We start from the raw sequence: 18,091 nt of genomic DNA, 5'->3' as shown, positions 1-18,091 counted from the left end.
GGGAAAAGCTGTTCAACCTCATCCACCATTTGAATTAGCAGCTCGAAGAACCGCCGATTTCAAAGAAATTGTCATGGATTCCAATACGTTCAGTATTCAATAATTCACACCATAGCTTAAGTAAGGCTTGCTCGATTTCATTACGAGGTCCGGCGATCTGAATGCTTGAAGTCTGCTTAGCCACATGGCTATTAACCTCAGCAATTAAGGTATCGAACTCACCGTTAACTAGCATTTCAGCTAATTGATAACGTTGGACCTTCCCGCTTGTCGTCTTCGGAATGCTTCTTATAGGAAGGACCAATGCAGGCTCTATCCCAATTTTCAAATTAATGACTTTCTTTAATTGAACAACGATCTCGGCAAATTGCTCGACCTTCCGCTTATATTGCACAAAAACAACAATGTCCTCCCTTTGCTCCTCGCGATTATGCAAACCGACGACAGCAACCTTGCCAAGCTCAACGCCCTCTACGCCCTCACTAATCCGTTCAATATCATGAGGATAATAATTCTTCCCATTCACAAAAATAATGTCCTTCATTCTACCCGTAACATATAGTCTACCTTCACTCATAAATCCAAGGTCCCCTGTATCCAGCCACCCATCCTGAAGAACTGCCTTTTTCGTCGCGGCTTCATTTCTGTAATAACCGGACGTAACACTTCTTCCTTTAATCTGGATCTGGCCTATCACTCGCTCAGGCAGCTTCTCAGACTTCTCGTTACTTATACGAATGGATACGTAATCAATTGGATATCCAACCTCAGCGAACACAACAGCATGCTGTGATTCGTCCGTTATTTCTTGAATTTGTTCACCTATGCCCACTATTCTTCGGTCAATACAGATGCCATGAAGCGGCTCATCTGGATTCTTGATGCTGACACCCACACTACCTTCCGCAAGGCCATAGGCATTTAATATAGCGGTATTGGGTAGTCCATAGGCTCCCATTTCTTGTACGAACCTGTGACATAATTCAATCGAGATGGGCTCTGCCCCATTTAGGATGACCCGGATCTTAGATAGATCCCATCCTTCAGCTACTTTGGGCTTATATGCGGTCAACAGCAGCTTGTAACCGAAATTAGGCGATCCAAGAACCGTGGCACCATGCTCTTGAGCTTTGATCATCCATAGTGCTGGGCTTTTAATGAGTGCATTCGTAGACATAATCGAGTGGTTGATTTGTGATAAAAACGGGGTGAGATGGAATGCAATCATTCCCATATCATGAGTTAATGGCATCCAGCTATAGAAAATATCCTGCTGAGTTACGGCAAGCCTATTGGCGATCGCTTCCGTATTACATAACAGATTATCATGAGTCAGCATGACCCTTTAGGGGTGCCTGTTGAGCCTGAGGAAAACTGAATAAATGCCATATCTGCTCGATTTGGTGATGCTAGTTTTCCATACGGAAGATGATAATCCAGTCCTTCAACTAAGTCCTCAACATAGAGACTCCGAGTTTCCAAAACTGAAAGGCTATACCCTGGCGTTTCATTCTCCTCTAGCTTTGTCATCCATCGTTGTTCAATGGCTAGATATGGATTAGCTAAGTTTTCATGTATTTTATACAGTTTAAGACGATGCTCATCATTTCCTCCCGTGCTCACTGGAACAGGAATAATGCCACCTGCGATACATGCCCAAAATATGTACAGGAAATGCTCCTCATCATCAATTTGCAGAATCAGCTCATCCCCCTGCGCTAGTCCAGAGAACTGAAGACGATATAGCACCTTCAAGGCACGGTCGTAGAGCTCTTCATAAGATACAAACCTTTCTTCCTGTCTGCTCCGAACCAGCTTCATTCCTTTTCCACTTAATGTTCTATTGTTCAGCAGTAATTCAACTAAACTTTCCATGATTGAGGAGCCCTCCCTTCTAACATACCATCATATTTTTTAGCAAAATCTTATGGATCGCCGTAACGACCTCCTGCGCGTATTCATGTATGAAGAAATGATTGCCCGCGAATTCGTACACCTGACAGCTCTGTGCTGACAGGTCTCGCCAGCCGTACATGTCAGAAATGGGAATATCGACATCGTTCCGGCCTGTAAATACCGATACGCCACATCCAAGTTTTATATTTTTATCCTGATATACATATTCTTCAGTAATTCGGAAATCAGCTCGAACCATCGGCATGATAAGCTCCAGTAGCTGCGGATCCTCCATAAATTCGCGGCTCACTCCACCATATCGCAGCAGCAGTTCTACCATTTCTGATTCAGGCAGCTTCCAATAACCATCGGGTTTCTTGACCAAGTGCGGTGCACGTCTTCCCGAGAAGAATAGATGAAAAGGCAACGGATATCCTTCCTCTAGCAGCTTGTAATATAGTTCATATGAAATCCAGCTACCCATACTGTGGCCAAACAGCGCATAATCCACATCCGGTTCAATATGCCTTTTTATTTGAAGGAAGACATCATTCACAGCCTCTTCAAAAGCTGAATATAACGGCTCACCGAACCGTTTCCCTCTTCCCGCCAGCTCCACATTGATCATTTCAATGCCAGGATGTAAATACTTCGCCCACCTTATATAAGAAGAGGACGTTCCTCCAGCGTAAGGAATACAAATCAGCTTTACCGGTTTCACTTGCGCTCCCCCTTTCGTTCTTTCTCGTTATTAAAATCATAAAGTATCCCCTGTTTTTTTACACCGAACAACTAACTGCGGATAACCCTCTTTTCGGTTACGGCTTCCGCCAACTTCATTACGGTAATATTGCGTTCGTTGCGGGGGTGGTATCTTTCTTCGGAGCAGATTTCACTACGGGAAACATTTGGACTTCCGGCCGCTGTTAGCGGATGAAATCCGGAGACAAAGGCGGTCGCTATCGCTCCTACAGAAGAAAATATATAAAATAAAGGCGAATCCTCACTCAGAATGGAGTGGAATTCGCCTTTATCTATTTAAGCTCATATTATTATTTCTTAAATCACAGGTTTTTCAGTGGTCTTCAAGTTACAAAGGAGCTTTTTGTCATATTGGTATTCTTACATATAAATTTCAATTCGGTTTGCATCCGTTAATCGCACACGATCGAACTCTTCTTGGGAAATACGTAATCCACCTGTACGGTATCGGTTCGTTGTGGTTTCCGTTTTCACATCCTGACCATTTATACGAACGCGTGCCTCACCATGATTTAAGTGATATACAAATCGGGCCGGAACTCCCGCATAAGTATAGTTAAATTGTAGTCCATCTAAATTTTGTGGTAACACGGGATCAATAACAAGGTCGCCTGCCTCTTGACGAATACCTAGTGTATTAGAGATCAGTTGGTTCATATAGATCCCCGGCCCGCTTGAATAAATTTTCCAGCCACCCTTCACCTGTATCTTGCCACTTCTAAGCTCATTAAATCTTTCTTCTGCCTCATAACGCGTATTGAATTTGCCATCTGAGCTGCTAAAGTACGCATTACTTTGACGAAGCTCGGCATTAGGAACAATCTCTTGAATTCCGATTGGATTGATCCGCGCAAGCCCACTCCATACCTCGTCTACTTTACCTAGCTTAGCCATAGCCTCCACATAACGAATATGTGCATGCACATATTGTAGACCAATTTCACGTCCGAAGTTCGCTGCTTGCTCCGCACGCTTAAAGTGATGACTAACTCCGCCATCATATGGAGCAGGTCGATTCATAAGCCGAACCCCATCCGGACAGAACAATTGCTCACGAATGATTTCATAATGGGATGCTGCTTGTTCAGGTGTTAATAATTCACTAATCATGCTTCGTGTCATCGGTAGCAATCGATAATGGATACCCGTATTCGTATCGCTTGGATGTACCATTAATTTGACTTGTTCTGGATTCTCCATATACAAGAACCCCGGAATGACCTCGGTATCTAGCATATAGTCATTGAAATCCTTCTGAATGCCATCCGCAAGATTTCGCAATTCTATTGCGGACTTGGAATCCACATTCTCCATGACTTTGGAGAACTGATTGAAGGTCTGATAGGTTAGAGCCACCGTCCAGCTACTGACCATAAATTGTTTCAACTGAGCATTCGCCGGCTGAAGCGTATCATCCCAGTCGCCATCTCCGTAGGAAGAGAGGTGTGTACCGTGTAGGAAATGATGCTTAATATATTCGATTTCTTTATACGCATGATCCAATATAGAAGCTGTCTCCGTCGTGAAATCAAATCCACGCTCCTTAGTGGTATAAGGAACCTGTTCATTCAGAATGCTATAATCCTGCGTAACGCTCAGATAATCTCCTAGCACCTTCAGTGGCCACACAATAATATCGCCATGGCTTTCTTCCTGCTGAATCTTAGAGTATTTATCGAACATAAACCATTGCGGCCAGTTCCCGTCTTCTTCAAATTGATGAGAAAATATAATTAATAATATCGCGCGTACCTGATCGTAATTATGAGTTGCCATAAAATACTCAATCGGTCCCTGGCAGACATCACGCGTTCCCCAAGCTGCACCGCTATATTGCTCAAGACCGTGCGGTACCGAATAATGAACGAGCATATTATGCGTGTACCACCAAGCCAGTCCATTGACTTTAAACAGCTCTGCTACATTTCCGTCTCCTGCCGACAAGTGAAATCCATTCATCACAGAACTTAAGAATGACCGGTAACGTTCGATTTCCGCCTCAACTGGTCTATCTACTACTGGTAATTCCTCACCATGCAGCAACCCCTGCAGCGTCATCGTCCATTCGCTACTAGGTTCAAGTTCTAAGACAAGTAGCGACGCATCCCCTGTCTCAGCATGACTTATAAGCTTCTGCTCATCAGATACTGTCATCGTTGTCCCCGATATATGAAGGCGATACTCCAATTTCGGATAGAATTCAGCACTAAGTGCCGAAGCATCCGCATGGAACGATAAACTCTCCCCTTGTTTGACCATTTGATATGGAAGTTCATATTCATTCGCATTCATCGTCAATTGATTCGTTACCAGAAAACGATATGCTTTACCCTGTTCCGAACGAACATGTAGTCGAACCTCTGGTGAATCTACCGTTGTATAATTCGTAATGATCAAAAGGTCATGCTGCGTTTTATAGTACCAACGTACATAGTTAAAGCCCATTTCGAACAAGGATGGCATCGTCAATAAACGGTATATTCCTTCGATCTCCACATAAATTCGTTGACCCGATGTCTTAGGCACATTTAGTGCATTTCTTGCATTGCTCATCATTTTGTTAAAGTTGGTGTTGCCAACCACAAGCTGGGCATTAAAGATCCCGTACATAAATGAAGTCGTTGTGATGACTGGATTGTTCAGCTTTACGTTATTACCGCTCATAAGAATATGTCCGTGAGGACGCTCTACTCTCAGCTCTTTTTCCTTCAGGACCACATGTTCATAACGATCTGTGAAAAATGACAGCAGCGTGTCCCCTTCGACTTCCTCTTGCTTACGATTAGGAAACAAGCGATCGATTTCTTCCATATTACAATCTAACGTTTGTAACGGATCACCTAGACTGGATAATCGAGTTACAGGGTTCAGAGGCTCTCCTCCCTCGAATCCAAGGCTATCAATAGCCTGATGAGCCGACGCCATTTCCTCGCCAAACTCTAATGATGAAACCGCAGTAGGATGGTCTTCCTTAAACAGGCCGTAAAATACAAAGCTTGCTTCTCCATCTAGTTTTGTTGGTTCCGATTGCAGCGCTGTATAGGCGAATTCATATTGATATACTTCATTTGCTAGGCTTGCTTGGTTTAAGCATGCGGGAATATTCGTTTCTTTATAGGTTAGTCCGTAGAATTGAAAGCCATCTGTTGAATAGGAGCTAGCTTTGGTTAAAGAACCTTGCTGGATGTACGGAAACGCTTCGCCTTGCGGCTGGTTCTGCCGTGAACATACAACGTAACCAAGGTGCTCATCCTCAAATACCTTATGGTCAATATACTGGGATATATAGGCTTCGTTACTACGAATAGCACCTACGTTACCGATACCTAGATCCTGTCCATAAATGATATCAATTTGTTTGTCCATTCCCTCAACCTTAACGTCCCAGAACCAAATGCCCTGCTCCGTTGGCGTGAACATCACTTGATAACGGACATCAGCCACTTCACCCTCAAATACAAGTCGATCATCAAACCTCCGAACACGGCTCTGAGAACGGACACCAATTAGTGGGTACGCTACGATCTCAGAATCTTGGTATATGCGAAGATAGATATTGTTTAACGAGCCATCGATTGAATTGGATAGCCATTGATTAATCATCGTCGTGCCGCAGCTGGCCTGAAATAAATCTCCACTAGGCAGGAATTTAAACGTTAAACTTCCAGCGTTCAATGTAAGCATGTTCTTATTCTCCATTACCATGATTTCTCTACTCCTGTCTATCTATAAAGTTAGTTCTCTATGACCCATTTATGATCGTCTTCTTATACATCAATGTGTAGCCTCCACATACGGACGGCTATTCCTTAACCGCCCCTACAACGATACCTGTTACAAAGAAGCGTTGTAAGAATGGATAGACTAGCAGAATAGGCAGCGCACTAATAAAAATTTGAGAAGCCCTTAGTGTCCGCTGCGTTTTATTGACAATTGCTGAAGGATCAATCTTCGACAAGTCAGCCTGAACAATAATCGTCTGCATAAATGTTGCAAGCGGTAATTTCTCAGCATCTCTAATATAGATAATCCCGTCAAAATACGCGTTCCAATGACCTACCATCATAAATAAAGCAACCGTTGCTATGACAGGTAATGAGACAGGCAAATAAATACTAATGAAGGTACGGAAATGACCTGCACCATCAATAAAAGAGGCTTCTTCGAGATCTTTTGGCACCGTACGGAAAAAGTTCAAGAGCAAAATAATATTAAATACAGCAACCAATCCTGGAAGAATTAGCGCCCATAGCGTGTTCATGAGTCCGAGTTTGAGAATAAGAATGTATCCAGGAATGAGGCCGCCACTGAATAGCATCGTCACGACAAAATACCACAGGTAGATATTACGGGCACGAAAGATATGCGTATCTTTAGAAAGTGCATAGGCAGCAACGGCATTTACAACCAAAGCAAGTCCCGTCCCAATAATTGTCCGCTGTACCGATACCCATAAGGATGAAAGGAAGTTAACATTTTGAAACGTCTTCGTATAAGCGTCCACATTAAATCCGATTGGCCAGAATGTTACTAAGCCAGCATTCGCCGGGGCCGTTGCGCTCAGAGAAACCATCAGTAAATGATACATAGGTAGCAAACAAAGTATGGAGATAACCAACAGAAATACATTATTGAACATGCTGAATATCCGGTAAGGTAGTGTTTTATGGTACATCGCTTATCATCCTTTCTAGAAGATTCTGTAGCCTGCAAATCGATAAGCAAGACGGTAAGATATTACGATTAAAATTAAGCTGATCATGGATTTGAATAAATTGACTGCGGTCGCGAAGCTGAATTGTCCGCTCAGAAGACCTTCTCTATACACAAATGTGTCGATAATATCTCCTTGTTGATAAATTAGAGGGCTATACAAGTTAAACACTTGGTCAAAGTTAGCATTTAATACATTTCCTAAAGCCAGAGTGGTGATCACAATTGCGATAGGGATAAGGGATGGAATTGTAATGTACATGGTTTGCTTCCAGCGCCCCGCTCCATCCACCTCTGCTGCTTCATAGAGAGAAGGATTAATGCCTGCAAGTGCTGCAAGGAAGATAATCATATTAAATCCAAATTCCTTCCAAACATCACTGAAAATAATCGTGAAGCGGAACCAGCTACCATCGCCAAGGAAAAATATGGCTTAATACCAAAGACAGCTGTAAGGAATTGATTAACAAGACCCGTTTGAGCCAACATATCAATCAAGATTCCTGAGAGTGTTACCCATGAAAGAAAGTGAGGCAAGTATACCAAGGTTTGGATCGATCTTTTAAGACCCATTTTTCGAACTTCATTGAGCAATAAAGCAAAGATAAACGGGATAATTAAGTTCATAATGATTTTTGAACAAGCAAAGAAAAGCGTATTCCAAGTAATTTGCAGGAAATAATCGTTTTCCCACATGTATCGAAAATGCTTTAGGCCGACCCAAGCGATTCGGATACGCCAAGTGCTGGCTTATAATCCTGAAAAGCCATAATAATACCCGTCATCGGTATATAAGAAAATATAAAGACAAGAATAGCCGCTGGTAAAACCATAAAATGGAGCACCCACGGCTGCTTATAGCCTTTTTTTCTTTTTTTGTGTTTGATATCCCCAGGGTTCACCTGCTGCACCGTGCTGACTTCCATAGCTCTCTCCCCTTCAAAAAAATATTTTGTGTGTTATGTTTTTCTCTGTTATAAATAGTAGCAAGCATTTCTCAAGTTTGACTATAGTACATTGTTAGGCTTGAATAGTGTTTTATTAGGGCATGCGTCTGGGGGAGACATTTATGAGTCTAGAGAGAGGTTCATTATTTAACATCAGGGAAGTTTGGTCCAGATTCAGTCTATTTGCCAGAATGAACTGCTTAATTATCGTTCTGTTTGTACCCATTATTATCGTGTATACGTATTCAAACGACGTCACCTTTAATGTTGTAAGCAAGGAGCTCCAGACGTCTAACGCGAAGCAGCTCACCTTCTTATCCAGTCAAATTGATTCACGGATTAATCAGATGATGGATTTCAGCCTTGTTTTTTCTAGAGATCCAAATGTTCGAAAGTTCAATGGATTAAACATATGGGAAGACCGTTATGACCAGATGCAAACGAGGTATGTCATTCAGGAGAAGATGGTGCTTCAATCGGGTGTGACCGATATATGGCCAACGAAATATGCTGTATATTCACAGCAGAATAAAGATGTCATTTCGAATAGCAATGTATCCACTGTCTACAATGAGAATTATTTAAAAAGAAATATGAGTGGAAAATGGACTTATGGTGATGGTGATCCAAACTCTAGCAACGCCTTAAAGTCCTTTTATTGGTTCTATACCGATTCTTTGGCACAGCAAGGCGTGCTGACAGGGGGCAGTTTGGTCATTGAAGCTAGCTTCAGTTACGAGAATATTCAGAATATGCTAGATACGTATAAGGCTGGAGGACAAGGCGATCCCTTCTTTTATCACAAAGGTGATTCTCCTATACTTAACCGCACCGCTAACATTCAATTATCGAGTGAGCTCATGAGTTATTTAAATAAGCATTCACCAGAGAGTGCATCTCAGCATGTCGTGAAATTGGACGGCAAAAACTATTTAGTGAGTTCGGTCAAATCTTCTTATTTGGACTGGGATTTGGTCGATGTTGTTCCGCTAGATAAGATTCTAGGACCGATATCCTTTAGTCGCAATCTATTCTATTTATCGATGTGCCTATTATTTGTTGTTGGTATTTCTTCATCCGTTTTACTGTATAGAAACGTTCAAAGTCCCATCAAAAAATTGGTCAAGGGTTTGCGGCGCGTGGAGCGAGGAGATTATACTGTACGTCTCTATACCAAGGATCACAACGAATTTTCATTTCTCTTTCAGCGTTTCAATCATATGTCACATCAAATTCAAGACTTAATCGAGAATGTGTTTAATGAAAAAATTCGAGCACGTGAAGCTACGTTGAAGCAGCTACAGGCTCAAATCAATCCACACTTCCTTTATAATTGTCTGGGTTATATTATTAACATGGCACAGATGAAAGAAGAGGAAGCCGTTGTTTCGATGGCCTATAATTTAAGCGCTTACTATCGGTATACAACCCGAATGGAACGTGACACGGCAAGTCTTGATGACGAAATTAAACTACTTATCAACTATCTGGACATTCAAAAGCTGCGTAATGGAAGAATTGATTATCATATTGATATTCCTAAGGACATGCTAAGCCTGATCGTACCTCGCTTAATGCTGCAACCTATTGTGGAGAATTCCGTCATTCACGGGGTTTCGAAATCTTATTCGTCGGGCGAAATTCGAATCAGCGGCGAGATTTCCAGTGGCTTTTGCAAGGTATATATTGATGATGATGGACCTGGGCTTAGTCCGGACGAGGAAGAAGCATTGAATTTGAAAATGAATGAGCCCCTTCGCGAGGAAATGGGCTGCGGTCTCTGGAATACTAATCAACGAGTTGTCCATCAATTCGGAGCGAAGTCTTCTCTTCTGTTCACAAAATCTCCACTCGGCGGACTTCGTACAGAATTGATCTGGGAGATTTCTACGGATCATGAACACATCAGCTACTCACACAACAAGGAGAACGAATAACATGCAGATGATCATAGTAGACGATGAAGCTCACTGGGTAGATAATTTATCCATGAATAAACCTTGGGGTACCCTTGGAATTGAATATGTGCATAAAGCCTATTCTGCCATGGAAGCGCTTCAAATTATTGACATACATCCCATTGATATTGTACTATCTGATGTCCAAATGCCTGAAATGTCAGGCATTGAGTTAATTGAACAAATTAAAATAAAGAATCGAAAAATTAAATGCATCATTTTATCCGGGCATTCTGATTTCGAATTTACCAAGAAAGCTCTACAGCATAATGCCGTAGATTATTTACTAAAGCCTCCAACAGACCTTGAATTATTCAGCGCCGTTGAAACCGCGATCTCGCAACTGAAAAACGAATGGGAACTGATTAGTTCACTAGAACGTACTCAACATACTTCGGGAGAACCTACCGATTCTGCGTGGACAGCTTCTGCTTGATGCTTTGCATGGTCACAGGCTATCTACAGAGGATTGGGAGCGAAAACTAAGCGATTATGGTTTGCCATTCACCCAAAAAGGCTGCGCTCTAATGCTTATACGGCTCGAGGAAGAGTTCGGACAATACAAGAACAATGGGCAGCCCTTAATCGAATATGCCATCATGAATATGACCGAAGAAATCATGGGCGAATTTATGGAGGTATGGGGTGTCAAGGAGGAACATGGATACCTTGTATTTCTAGTACAGCTCAAGAAGAACAGCACTGACATTAGCGTCGAAAATATGCTTGAGCGGCTTTCTCTTCAGCTTCAGTATAAGGTAAAGCAGTTTCTCAAAGGTACACTGTCCATTGTCTTCACGGAATGGTTTGAATTCCCGCAGCAGCTACCAGAACGCTTCCGGCAAGCGACCTCTTATTTCCGCCAGATTGTAGGAGATGAACAGGAATTCATCATGCGGGTCAGTGAATTAGAACATACCCCTGCCCAAGGACCATTAGATGCGCTGTATACCCCACCTTCTCTGTTAAATATGCTTGAGGCAGGTCACTGGGAAGCCGCCGAAGCTAAGCTGGTAGCGGTATGTGCCGAACTAGATGACAAGTGGCCCGAATCATGGGAGCACTGTATGGAGGCAGGCTTTTTAATTTGCGCTTCTTTTACCAATCTTGCACATCGAAACGGTCATTCGCTTGCAAAACTGCTTGGCACGGATATTGAAGAATTACAAAGCGGAGAAGCCTTCTCATCCATTAATAAGCTACGAAAATGGTCTCTTAGCATGCTCCATAAGCTCAAAGATGGAACTTCAGATGAAATCAAAGATATCCGTTCTCTATACGTTAAAAAGATTCAACAATTCACCCATGACAACTTACATCTAGATGTTTCTTTACGTGTTCTCGCTGACCATGTCAATCTGCACCCAACCCATTTATCTAAAATTTATAAGATTGAAACAGGTGAAGGCATAAGCGAATATGTCTCTCGTCTTCGTATGGAACGAGCTTGTCATAAGCTTAAGACAACAAGTAAAAAAGTGTATGAAATCAGCATGGATATCGGATATATGGACCCGGCTTATTTTATCAAAGTATTTAAACGTCAGTTTGGAGTTACACCTCAAGAATATAGGGACGGTAAACATATAACATGATAGAGTCCTATCAAAACTAATAAACTCATATAGATGCACTCCCCCAATCGTTGATACAGTTACATCATGCTAAGACATACACAAGTAGGGGGAATAAAAATGGTCAAATTTAAAAAAATAGGGTCTTTTCTCATGATCATGACAATGATTACACTCACAGCCTGTAACGGATCGACCAAAGATACCGCAGCAACAGGTGATACCGGTTCAAAAAATGCTAGCAGCTCTGAAGCCGATGCAGCCTTCGCTAAAGGAAAATATGATCCACCTATTGAGATTAGCTCCGTACTAATGCCTAAGAAATATGTTCAAGGCGATACGAAGGAAAATAACGTACATGACCGTTGGATGCTTGAGACACTGGGCATTAAGCATAAAGATACATGGTATCCTGCAAGCGATGATCAATATAGACAAAAGCTACAGCTGTCCATTGCATCTGGCGAGAAAATGCCTGACTTCGTTTCCGTACCAACGAATGCCGTGTTAACAAATCAATTAATTGATTCAGGCCAATTCATTGCAATTGATGATCTGTTTGAGAAATATGCCAATCAGACGCTGAAAGACCATGCGAAAGAACATCCTGAACTATGGTACCCTTTCACCAAAGATGGTAAGAAATATAACTTGCCTATCATGGAGTACACAGATAACGATGATACCTTGTTATGGCTGCGTGAAGATTGGATGGAAAAACTAAATCTTCAAGCACCAAAAACCATTGCCGATCTAGAAAATATTATGGATAAATTTAAAAACCAAAACCCTGATGGTCTGGCTCCTAAAGATGTATTCCCTCTAGCTATCTCTTTAAAGAATAATACGAATACATGGATGGGTGGACTCGATTGGTTGTTTGGAGCCTATGGTACCATTGAAGAACAATGGAACAAAGATGCCAATGGCAATCTGGAGTATGGTTCAATCAATCCAGGTGCTAAGCAAGCCCTTACCAAGCTGAATGAATGGATGAACAAAGGTTATATCCATACTGATGCTGCTCTATGGGATGAAGGTAAGTCAGCCGAGAGCTGGACAAAAGGGCAAGCTGGCGTTCTGCCAGGAGCAAACTGGGTTCCGGATTGGCCTGCTCCCGACTTGATTAAGAACGTCAAAGGTGCGAAGTACAAGGCTTATCCAGTTCCAGCAGGACCCGATGGATTGATGGGTACAAAATGGCAAAATTCCGGTGTAAATGCGAGTATCATGATCAATAAAGATGCTAAGCATCCAGAAGCCATCTTCCTATATTACAACTACTTGTTAGACAATTTAGCTAATCCTAAAGCCGGTAGTCCGTATGAATATGGTTTTGCAAAAGGGTATGACTGGGATGTCATTGATGGAAAACCTACGAGTGATAAAGAGAAGATCAAAGGTTTCTCCAATGAGTTCCCATTCCTAACAGGACCAGCACGTATACCTAGTTTGTACATGGAGACATTAGTTAAACTTGCAGACGGTAAGAAACCAGAAACACCTTATGAGAAGCAAATGGCTGAGTTCCGTAAGCCAGAAAACTGGGCAGCTGCCAAAATTGTTATGTCCCAAATGGACATTCGTAAGCAAAACTATTTCACAGGTGCAGCAACTCCTACGATGATTACGAAATGGAATCTTCTACGTCAATCTGAGATGGAAACGTTCAATAAAATTATTTATGGCCAGCTCCCTGCTGATGCATATGATCAATTCGTTACTAGCTGGAAAGCTAATGGCGGTGACCAAATTACTAAAGAAGTAAATGAATGGTTCAAGTCCGTATCTGCAAAATAATACTTTCAAACAGGCTACAGATCATCGCAAATGATCTGTAGCCTGTTTGATTTTCTGTAAGTTGTAAAGGATAAGTTTCATATGTCTATCCAATGTGAGCAATTGACATTTGTATAAAAAATTTAAATTTGTTAAAATAACTGACGAACGTTCGTTAATATTGAGGTGATGCTAATGAAAAGTAAGGAGATTAAAGACGTCGCTTTAAAATTTTTTACCATTCATGGGTATGAGGGAGCCTCTCTGTCTCAAATTGCCGAAGATGTAGGTATGAGAAAACAGTCTCTTTATGCCCATTTCAAAGGAAAAGATGATCTATTTCTACAAGTTTTACAAGATGCCAAAGAAGCAGAAATCTCATCGATACTACAATATTTGAGTAACGTGGATACCCTTAATCCCAAAGGGGATTTATTTGGATATTTGCAATTGGTCATTGATTTATTTCAGAAGAATGAGCAGTTAAAGTTCTGGCTGCGTATATCATTCTTCCCACCTCTCCATTTGGCATCAGCGATTAATGAGGAAGTCAAAGATACGGAAATAAAGATACAAACCATTCTAGAAAGCAAATTTCAAGATTGGATCGATGCTAAGGCCATCATGGAGGATACCGCCTCCACTCCTACTCTTGCCTTCTTAGGTGTAGTTGATTCAATCATGTTAGAGCTTGCATATGGGAATAATGAAAAACGGCTAAACGATAAACTAAATGCCTCTTGGACCGTATTTTGGAGAGGTATTTCACAGCGATGATTTTACAAAAGAGAGGTATTACATCATGAAGAAACCATTGAAAGAACAAAAAACAGTCTTACTCATTTTATTAAGTAACATATTCATTGTTTTTCTAGCGTCGGACTCATCATTCCTGTTATGCCATCCTTTATGAACATGATGCATTTATCAGGCCAAGCAATGGGTTATCTTATGGCGGTCTTTGCGTTTGCACAATTACTGATGTCTCCCCTAGCAGGACGTTGGATTGACACATATGGCAGAAAGAAAATGATTATCATCGGCTTACTCCTCTTCAGTGTATCAGAGGTAATCTTTGGGTTAGCGACACATGTATCCATTCTTTATTTTTCTAGAATTCTAGGAGGTATAAGTGGTGCATTTATTATGCCAGCCGTTACTGCCTATGTTGCTGATATTACATCAGTAGAGGAAAGACCAAAAGCGATGGGCTATATTTCTGCCGCCATTAGTTTCGGTTTTATTATTGGTCCAGGCATTGGAGGTTTTATTGCTGAGCTGGGTATACGCGCACCATTCTACTTTGCGGGTGGCTTTGCATTATTCACATGTATTTCATCTCTATTTATTCTAAAAGAACCACAAACTAAACAGCAGTTGTTGGAAATGGCACAGCTTAAAAAAGATACAAACTTTCTAAGTGATATCAAACGCTCATTCCAGCCACTATATTTGATTGCCTTTATTATTGTGTTTGTACTGGCCTTTGGTTTATCAGAATATGAAACTGTATTTAGTCTGTATTCTGATCATAAATTTGGTTTCACACCGCGAGATATCGCTACCATAATTACACTAAGCTCAATATTCGGGGTTGTTGTTCAGGTCTTTATGTTTGGTAAAATGGTACAAAAACTCGGTGAAAAGAAACTCATCCAGATATGCTTAATTACTGGCGTCGTATTAGCAGTTGCATCCACCATGATCTCAAGTTATGTAGCCATTTTGCTAGTAACTTGCTTCATCTTTCTCGCATTTGACTTGCTACGACCCGCATTAACGACCTATTTATCAAAAAGTGCCGAAAAAGAACAAGGATTTATCGCCGGAATGAACTCAACTTATACAAGCTTGGGCAATATTGCCGGGCCCGCGTTAGCCGGTATATTATTTGATGTTAACATCAACTATCCTTATCTCTTTGCTGCTGTCATTATGTTCATTGGTCTTGTCATTACAATGATGTGGAAAGCAAAACAAGCAGATTATAGCTTGGGGAAATAAATACTTCACTAAACACACAAAAACACGCCACATTTGACGTGTTTTTGTGTGTTTGTAACAAATCCCCGATACATCTATGATGGAATCCTTAAGAAGTATGGAGTAATGGAGATCGTAGAGAAGCGCCCTTCTCGAATTCATTATCCCTATGCTATACTCAAGTCACATATAGGAATGTATTTCCATTCTCAAGGAGTGATTGCGTTGATCATTACAAAGGGCCAGAAAGTAGAGGTAACAAAAGGGAGAACCATCCCAGAGATCGGAATTGGACTTATTTGGCAGACTGAGGATCTCAAGATTGATATTAATGCATCTGCTTTTCTATTAAATGAACATGGAATATGCAGCCGTGACGAGGATATGATCTTTTATAATCAAACAACCAGTAGGTTAAATGCAGTCATTCATTCCGAACAAGTACATGGTGACCGAGAAAGCATTCATATTACTGTAGCGCAGGTCCCGGATGACATTTCAAAAGTTGCCATTACACTAACCATTCATGAAGGAGAGCTTAACGGCCATTCATTTGCAAAGGTTCAGAATGCCGTATGCCGAATCTATAATTATCAGAATGGGGAAGAGATTGGCCAGTTTAACTTTGGACAAGGACTTAGTGATGAAACCGCAATTGTTATAGGTGAGCTCTACTTACATAATGGGGAGTGGAAGTTCAATGCTATTGGGAGCGGGTTTAATGGTGGTCTGATGGCTCTTGTTCAAAGCTTTGGACTCGATGTGTCAGAGGATGTACAAGCCGAAGTGAGTGTAGCAAATGAGACAATAGTTCCTGTTCCTGACATTCCTGCTCCGGCAGCACCCATCCATTTTGTTAAATTAGAATTAAAAAAAGAAGAACGTGTTAAGATTCAAAAATCAGCAAAGGTTACAGCGACATTGGAATGGGAAGCAAAAAAAGATCTCGACTTATACTGCTTCTATGTAACCAAAAATGATAAGGTTGGTAAAATATATTACCGCAATCTTGGTTCGCCTAATAAAACACCCTTCATCCAGCTTGATGGCGATGCACAAGTTCAAGGTAAGGAAACCATACAAATTCATCGACCAGAAGAACTCAAATACGTTATGTTTGCAGCTTATAGCGCAATCAGTAATGGTTTCGGTAGTTTTAAGAAGATGAAAGCCCGTGCAGTCGTAGATAACCATCAAGGTCAAGTTGTTACGGCTCCTCTTCACCAAAAGAATAATTTTGCTTACTGGGTAGCTATTGCACAAATCGACTTCACTAGTGAAAATGAGATGCAGGTCAGTCATGTTGAGAAATATTCACGCAGCGGAGTTGAACAAAGTCCGCTCCTCTATCCAGATGGTACCTTTAAAATGGATGTAGGACCCGTAGAGTTTAAAACCTAAGTTTAGCGGTAATTACAGTCGCCTTGCTCCTCCGCTTATGCTGCGTTCCGCGCTGGTAATCCGGGATGCCCCCTAAATATAAGGGGCTCCTACAACAAAAAAACCACCTATAAAAGGTGGTTTCTTCATAAATCATGATGGACTCTCAGGGGCTCGAACCCTGGACAAATAGATTAAGAGTCTACTGCTCTACCAACTGAGCTAAGAGTCCATATATCTTGGTGGAATCTAGGGGGATCGAACCCCTGACCTCGTCGCTGCCAGCGACGCGCTCTCCCAGCTGAGCTAAGACCCCATATGTTTCAGCGACATTTAATATCTTATCAAAAATAATTAAGGGTGTCAATTATTTTAAACAATTTTATTTTATGTATATCACAATCCATGATTAGCTTCAATTTGGCAGCAATTTAAAAACTTCGGTTCAATACCGGATTATGAGTATGCCCGTGTTGATGATCTTTAAAGAAGGAAAATCTGTGGATAGACTCCATGGCTTTCATACGAAAGAATAAATTCAAGCATTTGTACATCCTTATCATACATAAAAGCAAGAAAAGTTATGCCTAAGGCATAACTTTTCTTTAGTTTCATTCCTTTATAGCGCCTCTTCATCGTTTGGGCTCTTAGACAACAAGCCTTTCAGTTCCTTCATAAACATATTGATGTCTTTAAATTGACGATACACGGACGCAAAACGGACGTAAGCCACTTCGTCTACTGGATATAGCTGCTCCATCACTAGTTCACCAATTTGCCGGCTCTCTACCTCCGCTACAGCAGTGGTACGTAATGCTTTCTCGACTTCGGATACAATCACTTCAAGTTGTTCTACCGATACAGGACGCTTCTCGCAGGCGCGAATGAGCCCACGTAGAATTTTATCACGGCTGAACTCTTCACGACTGCCATCCTTTTTAATAACAATGAGCGGAGTCTCCTCAACCATCTCAAACGTAGTGAAACGACGGCTGCATTGTTCGCATTCACGCCTACGACGAATTGACTTATTATCATTAGCTGGACGTGAATCCAACACCTTAGTACCTATGTAATCACAGTAGGGACATTTCATACT

10 protein-coding genes, 2 tRNA genes and 3 pseudogenes are annotated in these 18,091 nt (G+C 41.4%); 7 read left to right on the top strand and 8 right to left on the bottom strand.

Features of this window, described 5'->3' with window-relative positions; translation table 11 throughout:
- Positions 1-34: 34 nt before the first annotated feature.
- From JCM16418_RS01380 to JCM16418_RS01360, 5 genes and pseudogenes are all read right to left on the bottom strand, one after another.
- Positions 35-1,821 (bottom strand): annotated as a pseudogene (locus JCM16418_RS01380) (AMP-binding protein).
- A 73-nt stretch (positions 1,822-1,894) separates the two neighbouring features.
- Positions 1,895-2,617, bottom strand: coding sequence for a thioesterase II family protein (locus tag JCM16418_RS01375; RefSeq protein ID WP_036645410.1), 723 nt, complete (start codon positions 2,615-2,617; stop codon positions 1,895-1,897).
- A 401-nt stretch (positions 2,618-3,018) separates the two neighbouring features.
- On the bottom strand, positions 3,019-6,363 hold the full coding sequence (locus JCM16418_RS01370) for a GH36-type glycosyl hydrolase domain-containing protein (protein ID WP_036645408.1): 3,345 nt from the start codon (positions 6,361-6,363) through the stop codon (positions 3,019-3,021).
- A 97-nt stretch (positions 6,364-6,460) separates the two neighbouring features.
- A complete protein-coding gene (locus JCM16418_RS01365) occupies positions 6,461-7,333 on the bottom strand; it encodes a carbohydrate ABC transporter permease (protein WP_036645406.1) in 873 nt (290 codons plus the stop codon).
- A 15-nt stretch (positions 7,334-7,348) separates the two neighbouring features.
- Positions 7,349-8,297 (bottom strand): annotated as a pseudogene (locus JCM16418_RS01360) (ABC transporter permease).
- Between the two features lie 143 nt (positions 8,298-8,440).
- Here JCM16418_RS01360 and JCM16418_RS01355 point away from each other — a divergent pair.
- From JCM16418_RS01355 to JCM16418_RS01330, 7 genes and pseudogenes are all read left to right on the top strand, one after another.
- On the top strand, positions 8,441-10,255 hold the full coding sequence (locus tag JCM16418_RS01355) for a cache domain-containing sensor histidine kinase (protein ID WP_036645404.1): 1,815 nt from the start codon (positions 8,441-8,443) through the stop codon (positions 10,253-10,255).
- A 1-nt stretch (position 10,256) separates the two neighbouring features.
- Entirely contained in the window at positions 10,257-10,712 is a 456-nt protein-coding gene (locus tag JCM16418_RS25530; protein ID WP_242403674.1) for a response regulator, read from the top strand.
- Between the two features lie 61 nt (positions 10,713-10,773).
- Complete coding sequence (locus tag JCM16418_RS01350) at positions 10,774-11,871, top strand: AraC family transcriptional regulator (protein WP_242403673.1); 1,098 nt, start codon at positions 10,774-10,776, stop codon at positions 11,869-11,871.
- Positions 11,872-11,970: 99 nt separating this feature from the next.
- A complete protein-coding gene (locus JCM16418_RS01345; RefSeq protein WP_036645402.1) occupies positions 11,971-13,650 on the top strand; it encodes a type 2 periplasmic-binding domain-containing protein in 1,680 nt (559 codons plus the stop codon).
- A 174-nt stretch (positions 13,651-13,824) separates the two neighbouring features.
- On the top strand, positions 13,825-14,406 hold the full coding sequence (locus tag JCM16418_RS01340; protein WP_036645400.1) for a TetR/AcrR family transcriptional regulator: 582 nt from the start codon (positions 13,825-13,827) through the stop codon (positions 14,404-14,406).
- A 25-nt stretch (positions 14,407-14,431) separates the two neighbouring features.
- A pseudogene (locus JCM16418_RS01335) lies at positions 14,432-15,633 on the top strand (MFS transporter).
- A 195-nt stretch (positions 15,634-15,828) separates the two neighbouring features.
- The gene (locus JCM16418_RS01330) at positions 15,829-17,013 is read left to right on the top strand and encodes a TerD family protein (protein WP_036646055.1); all 1,185 of its coding nucleotides are present in this window, start codon (positions 15,829-15,831) and stop codon (positions 17,011-17,013) included.
- Positions 17,014-17,151: 138 nt separating this feature from the next.
- Here JCM16418_RS01330 and JCM16418_RS01325 read toward each other — a convergent pair.
- The 3 genes from JCM16418_RS01325 to nrdR all read right to left on the bottom strand — a co-directional run bounded on the left by JCM16418_RS01325 (position 17,152) and on the right by nrdR (position 18,088).
- A tRNA-Lys gene (locus tag JCM16418_RS01325) sits at positions 17,152-17,224 on the bottom strand.
- A gap of 8 nt (positions 17,225-17,232) precedes the next feature.
- Positions 17,233-17,308, bottom strand: a tRNA-Ala gene (locus tag JCM16418_RS01320).
- Positions 17,309-17,611: 303 nt separating this feature from the next.
- Positions 17,612-18,088, bottom strand: a complete 477-nt coding sequence (nrdR, locus tag JCM16418_RS01315) for a transcriptional regulator NrdR (RefSeq protein ID WP_036645397.1) — start codon at positions 18,086-18,088, stop codon at positions 17,612-17,614.
- Positions 18,089-18,091: the final 3 nt, after the last annotated feature.

Origin of the sequence: Paenibacillus pini JCM 16418, assembly GCF_000576305.1 — a bacterium.
Lineage (GTDB): Bacteria > Bacillota > Bacilli > Paenibacillales > Paenibacillaceae > Paenibacillus_AQ > Paenibacillus_AQ pini.
This window is presented reverse-complemented; position numbering and strand designations above follow the sequence as displayed.